Source organism: Enterococcus sp. DIV1090, from assembly GCF_050537975.1.
Taxonomy (GTDB): domain Bacteria; phylum Bacillota; class Bacilli; order Lactobacillales; family Enterococcaceae; genus Enterococcus; species Enterococcus faecalis.
The window spans coordinates 846270-852500 of record NZ_CP172917.1 but is presented as its reverse complement, the minus strand read 5'-3'; the positions used below and the strand labels follow the sequence as shown (position 1 = coordinate 852500).

The 6231-nt window shown below is 39.9% G+C and carries 3 protein-coding genes, 1 tRNA gene and 1 rRNA gene (1 of these 5 cut by a window edge); all 5 read right to left on the bottom strand.

What is annotated here, in order from left to right; translation table 11 throughout:
• Window positions 1–15, bottom strand: a tRNA-Ala gene (locus IGL48_RS04105) (it extends 58 nt beyond the left edge of the window).
• A gap of 79 nt (window positions 16–94) precedes the next feature.
• Window positions 95–1655, bottom strand: a 16S ribosomal RNA gene (locus tag IGL48_RS04100).
• 644 nt (window positions 1656–2299) lie between these two features.
• The gene (locus IGL48_RS04095; protein WP_002363430.1) at window positions 2300–3808 is read right to left on the bottom strand and encodes a HAMP domain-containing sensor histidine kinase; all 1509 of its coding nucleotides are present in this window, start codon (window positions 3806–3808) and stop codon (window positions 2300–2302) included.
• A 10-nt stretch (window positions 3809–3818) separates the two neighbouring features.
• On the bottom strand, window positions 3819–4505 hold the full coding sequence (locus IGL48_RS04090) for a response regulator transcription factor (protein ID WP_002355954.1): 687 nt from the start codon (window positions 4503–4505) through the stop codon (window positions 3819–3821).
• A 157-nt stretch (window positions 4506–4662) separates the two neighbouring features.
• Window positions 4663–6084: an NADP-dependent phosphogluconate dehydrogenase gene (gndA, locus tag IGL48_RS04085; RefSeq protein WP_002355953.1), complete on the bottom strand. Its 1422-nt coding sequence runs from the start codon at window positions 6082–6084 to the stop codon at window positions 4663–4665.
• Between the last annotated feature and the right edge of the window lie 147 nt (window positions 6085–6231).

The following is a 6231-nucleotide window of genomic DNA, read 5'->3' as shown; positions in this document are numbered from 1 at the left end:
CTGAGCTAAGGCCCCGAACTTATTTGATTGAGAGTAGACCTCTCAAAACTGAACAAAGTAAAGACGAAATGTGTATTTCCGTAATATTCCTTAGAAAGGAGGTGATCCAGCCGCACCTTCCGATACGGCTACCTTGTTACGACTTCACCCCAATCATCTATCCCACCTTAGGCGGCTGGCTCCAAAAAGGTTACCTCACCGACTTCGGGTGTTACAAACTCTCGTGGTGTGACGGGCGGTGTGTACAAGGCCCGGGAACGTATTCACCGCGGCGTGCTGATCCGCGATTACTAGCGATTCCGGCTTCATGCAGGCGAGTTGCAGCCTGCAATCCGAACTGAGAGAAGCTTTAAGAGATTTGCATGACCTCGCGGTCTAGCGACTCGTTGTACTTCCCATTGTAGCACGTGTGTAGCCCAGGTCATAAGGGGCATGATGATTTGACGTCATCCCCACCTTCCTCCGGTTTGTCACCGGCAGTCTCGCTAGAGTGCCCAACTAAATGATGGCAACTAACAATAAGGGTTGCGCTCGTTGCGGGACTTAACCCAACATCTCACGACACGAGCTGACGACAACCATGCACCACCTGTCACTTTGTCCCCGAAGGGAAAGCTCTATCTCTAGAGTGGTCAAAGGATGTCAAGACCTGGTAAGGTTCTTCGCGTTGCTTCGAATTAAACCACATGCTCCACCGCTTGTGCGGGCCCCCGTCAATTCCTTTGAGTTTCAACCTTGCGGTCGTACTCCCCAGGCGGAGTGCTTAATGCGTTTGCTGCAGCACTGAAGGGCGGAAACCCTCCAACACTTAGCACTCATCGTTTACGGCGTGGACTACCAGGGTATCTAATCCTGTTTGCTCCCCACGCTTTCGAGCCTCAGCGTCAGTTACAGACCAGAGAGCCGCCTTCGCCACTGGTGTTCCTCCATATATCTACGCATTTCACCGCTACACATGGAATTCCACTCTCCTCTTCTGTACTCAAGTCTCCCAGTTTCCAATGACCCTCCCCGGTTGAGCCGGGGGCTTTCACATCAGACTTAAGAAACCGCCTGCGCTCGCTTTACGCCCAATAAATCCGGACAACGCTTGCCACCTACGTATTACCGCGGCTGCTGGCACGTAGTTAGCCGTGGCTTTCTGGTTAGATACCGTCAGGGGACGTTCAGTTACTAACGTCCTTGTTCTTCTCTAACAACAGAGTTTTACGATCCGAAAACCTTCTTCACTCACGCGGCGTTGCTCGGTCAGACTTTCGTCCATTGCCGAAGATTCCCTACTGCTGCCTCCCGTAGGAGTCTGGGCCGTGTCTCAGTCCCAGTGTGGCCGATCACCCTCTCAGGTCGGCTATGCATCGTGGCCTTGGTGAGCCGTTACCTCACCAACTAGCTAATGCACCGCGGGTCCATCCATCAGCGACACCCGAAAGCGCCTTTCACTCTTATGCCATGCGGCATAAACTGTTATGCGGTATTAGCACCTGTTTCCAAGTGTTATCCCCCTCTGATGGGTAGGTTACCCACGTGTTACTCACCCGTCCGCCACTCCTCTTTCCAATTGAGTGCAAGCACTCGGGAGGAAAGAAGCGTTCGACTTGCATGTATTAGGCACGCCGCCAGCGTTCGTCCTGAGCCAGGATCAAACTCTCATAATAAAAGTTAGAACAATCTTGCGATTGTTAAGCTCAATTTGTTTGCTAGCATATTGCTTGCTTGTTAAAAATGTTTGTTGTCTTGAATTGAATCAAGACGCCCTACACATTTGGTTCGTCTATTCTTTGTTCAGTTTTCAAAGGTCTACGTTACCTCGCAGCAACTTTTATATCATAACAAACTTTCGTTTGAATGTCAAGAACTTTTTTGAAAAAGTTTTTTTAAGTTGTTTTGCTCGGTTGTTGTTGTCTGTTGTGACAACTTCTATATCTTATCATCTCGTTTGTTATTTGTCAACAACTTTTTAAAACTTTTTTGTTATTTTATAACAAGTTTTTTTGATCAAATGATTGATTTAAAAGCAATATCTTTAACGACTTTGTTATTCTAACATGTTATTTATCTTTTCGTCAAGAAAAATTTTTAACTTTTTAAAACTTTTTTCTTAACGAACTGTTTGTCAGAACAGATATTAATATACCAAGGATTTTTCTAAAACGCAACTATTATTTTGCAGAAAAATAACATTTTTTTCAATTTCGAACGATGAATATTTTCTGCAAAGAAAACATTCGTTTCTTTATCTTATAATCCCTTTTCTCTTACTGAAATGTTCGTTAATCATTCGTAAAAAAAGCAACGTACCTTATTGTACGTTGCTCTCTTCTTTTATTCCAGCGATTGGAATAAAAATTCTAAAGATCGTTCCTTGATGCAATACGCTTTCTGCATCAATACGTCCTTTATAGTTTTCGACTAATTGTTTTGCAATCGATAGTCCTAAGCCATTACCGCCTTTATTTCTTGCGCGGGCTTTATCTACTCGATAGAATCGATCAAATATTTTCTCCAAGTCTTCTTCAGTGATTCCTTCACCAAAATCTTGCACAGCTATTTCAAATTCATTCATCGTTCGAGAAATGGAAATATGCACTTCTTTTCGATCGGTTGAATATTTAATCGCATTATCTAATAGAATAATTAGCAATTGTTCAAAGTGATTACGATAGATTTTCAGTTCAACTTCGGTTGGTAAATCGTCATCTAATGTGATATGAAACTCAGGATAAACCAATTGGAAGTTATTAAATACTTGGTAGACTACTTGTTTAGCATCTGTTCGTTCATTTGCATATTGGGTGTCCACTTGTTCAGCGCGTGAAAGGTCAAGCATTTCTTGGACCAAACTCTTCATACGACTAATTTCTTGTAAACTGGCCTTTAATGATTCATCTAAAATTTCAGGATCGTCTTTCCCCCAACGATTTAAAAGGTTTAAATGGCCTTCCATAATCGCAACGGGCGTTCTTAATTCATGGGAAACATCTTCAACAAACTGCTCTTGTTGTTCGATATAGCGTCTCATACGATCTAACATTTCATTAAAGATTTCCGAGATATCTGCTAACTCATCTCTCGTATTAATCTCCGGCATGTGGACATCTGATTGCGGGTCTTTGCGGATTGTATCCATCGTGTCTCTCAATACTTTTAATGGTTTTAAGAAATAAGAAGAGAGGATAAAGCCTAAGACACTACTTACAATCAGAGAAATCACTTCTAAAACTACAAGTGTTAATAATAAATGATTACGAATTTCATAAAAAGAAGAAAGTTCATAAAACGCTTGAATATAGCCAATCTTTTCTCGTGTTTCTTTTGAAAAAATAGGTTCCACGGAATAAAAACCGGTTTTATCAAAAACGGTTCGAACAACAGGTAATTGTCGATCCAATTGTAATAACTTATCATATTCATTTTGTGTTTTAAAAACTAGCTTTTGGTTTGTGTCATACACAGATAAATAAAGTTCTGGTTGTCCTAGTTCAGATATGAAACTGTCCATTTCCATAAACGAACCTTCTACTGCTGTATGCTTATTATAGTAGTTTTCATCTCTTTCACTCGGCGTTTTTAAATAGTCAAAAACGTCTGTTACCGTTAAATTTTCATTGGCATTAGCTAATCGATTTGTTACTTCTGCAATCGTTGCTTCGACATTTTCCTTTTCTTTGGCAACAATAAGACTGACAGAAGACTTATAGGTAATCACCGCAAAAATGGTAAAAACTACAAATATAAAGAAAGAACTTGCGAAAGCCCACTTTATAGTTAAAGATGGGCCTTCCAGTTCTTTTTTAATCGTTCTTTTCATTAATTAGTTCTCACGAACGCATAACGTAGCCAGTTCCACGGACAGTTTGGATGTAGCTTTCTTCTCCAGGTACGTCAATTTTATTTCGTAAGTAGCGGATATACACATCCACAACGTTTGTTTCTACTTCTGTTTCATAGCCCCAAACTTTATTTAGTAACACATCACGTGCCAAGACAACATTCACGTTTTCCATTAGCGTTAATAGTAATTCGTATTCGCGTTTTGTTAATTCAATCATTTCAGAATTACGACGAACGACACGATTTTCTTTTTCAATTGTTAAGTCACGATATGTAATCGTTGTTTGTTTTGCAACGTTTTTATCGCCCTCAATATCAATACGACGAAGTAACGCACGTAAACGAGCTAACAATTCTTCAATTGCAAATGGTTTAACAATATAATCATCCGCTCCATGGTCTAAGCCAGAAACACGGTCAATTACTGAATCACGCGCAGTCATCATAATAATTGGTGTATTTTTCACTTGGCGAACACGGCGACATACTTCTAATCCATTTAATTCTGGTAACATCAAATCAAGAAGGATAGCATCCCATTCGTTGTTAAGAGCGGCTTCCAATCCTGTACGACCATTGTAGTGTACTTCTGTCGTATACCCCTCATGTTTTAATTCAAGCTCAACGAATCTCGCTAAGTTCTTTTCATCTTCAATAATTAAAATGTTGCTCATTTGATTAATTGTCCTTTCTCTTTAAAAGCTATACTCAAGCTCAACCTTTTTATTCCTTACTACTTATTAGAGAATTACTACTCAATCTGTCTGGTTCTTTTTTAAGCCACAGTAAAACCATGAGCATGGTGAGCCACACTCATGGTCTCCAGCGTGTTTATTCTTCGTTGTACCAGCTGTAATGGTAGATTCCTTCTTTGTCTGTGCGTTCGTACGTATGAGCACCGAAGTAATCACGTTGTGCTTGAATTAAATTCGCTGGTAAGCGATCTGAACGATAAGAATCGTAATAAGCAATTGCAGATGAGAATGTTGGTACAGGAACACCTGCTTGAACAGCAATCGCAACAACTTCACGAACGGCTTGTTGATATTTTTTCGTAATTTCTACGAAGTATTCATCTAACAACAAGTTTTCAAGTGCTGGATTTTTTTCATATGCATCGGTAATTTTTTGTAAGAATTGTGCACGGATAATACAACCTGCTCGCCAGATTTTTGCAATTTCACCAAATGGTAAATCCCATCCGTATTCTTCAGAAGCTGCACGGAGTTGTGCAAAACCTTGCGCATAACTCATTAATTTACTAAAGTATAATGCTTCGCGAATTTTTTCAATCAATTCTTTTTTATCACCTGCAAAGTTAAAGGCTGCAGGTTTTGATAAAATGCCACTTGCTTTTACGCGTTCTTCTTTGTAAGCCGAAATAAAACGTGCAAATACTGATTCTGTAATTAATGGTAATGGTACGCCAAGATCTAACGCACTTTGGCTTGTCCATTTACCTGTTCCTTTGTTGCCTGCTGCATCAAGAATAACATCAACGATTGGTTGGTCGGTTCCTTCATCATCTTTACGTGTCAAAATGTCAGCCGTGATCTCGATAAGGTAACTGTCTAATTCGCCTTCGTTCCATTCTTTGAAAATCTCTGCCATTTCATCAACAGATAAGCCTAAGATTTGTTTCATTAAGTCGTAGGATTCAGCAATTAATTGCATGTCCCCATATTCAATCCCATTATGAACCATTTTTACATAATGTCCAGCACCATTTGGGCCAATGTAAGTCACACATGGTTCACCGTCTTCTGCTTTAGCTGAAATTTTTTCAAGAATTGGCGCAACTAACTCATACGCTTCTTTTTGTCCGCCAGGCATGATAGATGGTCCTTTCAAGGCTCCTTCTTCTCCGCCAGAAACGCCAGTACCAATAAAGTTAATTCCTGAGTTTGCTAGTTCTTCATTACGTCGCATTGTGTCTTTGAAGAACGTATTACCGCCATCAATTAAGATGTCGCCTTTATCAAGGTGTGGTAACAATTCTTGGATTGTCGCATCTGTTGCAGGTCCAGCTTTAACCATCAACATAATTCGACGAGGTTTTTCAATTGCATTCACAAATTCCTCAATTGAGTATGTTGCTTGAAAGTTTTTGTCAGGATGTTCTTCAACCACTTCTGTTGTTTTTGATCCTGTACGGTTATACAGCGCAACTGTATAGCCTCTGCTTTCAATGTTTAAAGCAAGATTTTTCCCCATGACAGCCATGCCGACTACGCCAAATTGTTGTTTTGTCATTTTATGACCTCCTATATTATAATCAACGAAAATTCTATGAGCATTCTCTTATAATCCTCACTATTATAACGCACTATCTTTCATATGAAAACAATATAGTGCCAATAAATTTCCAATTTCTTCATATTTTCTTAAAAAAATACAAAT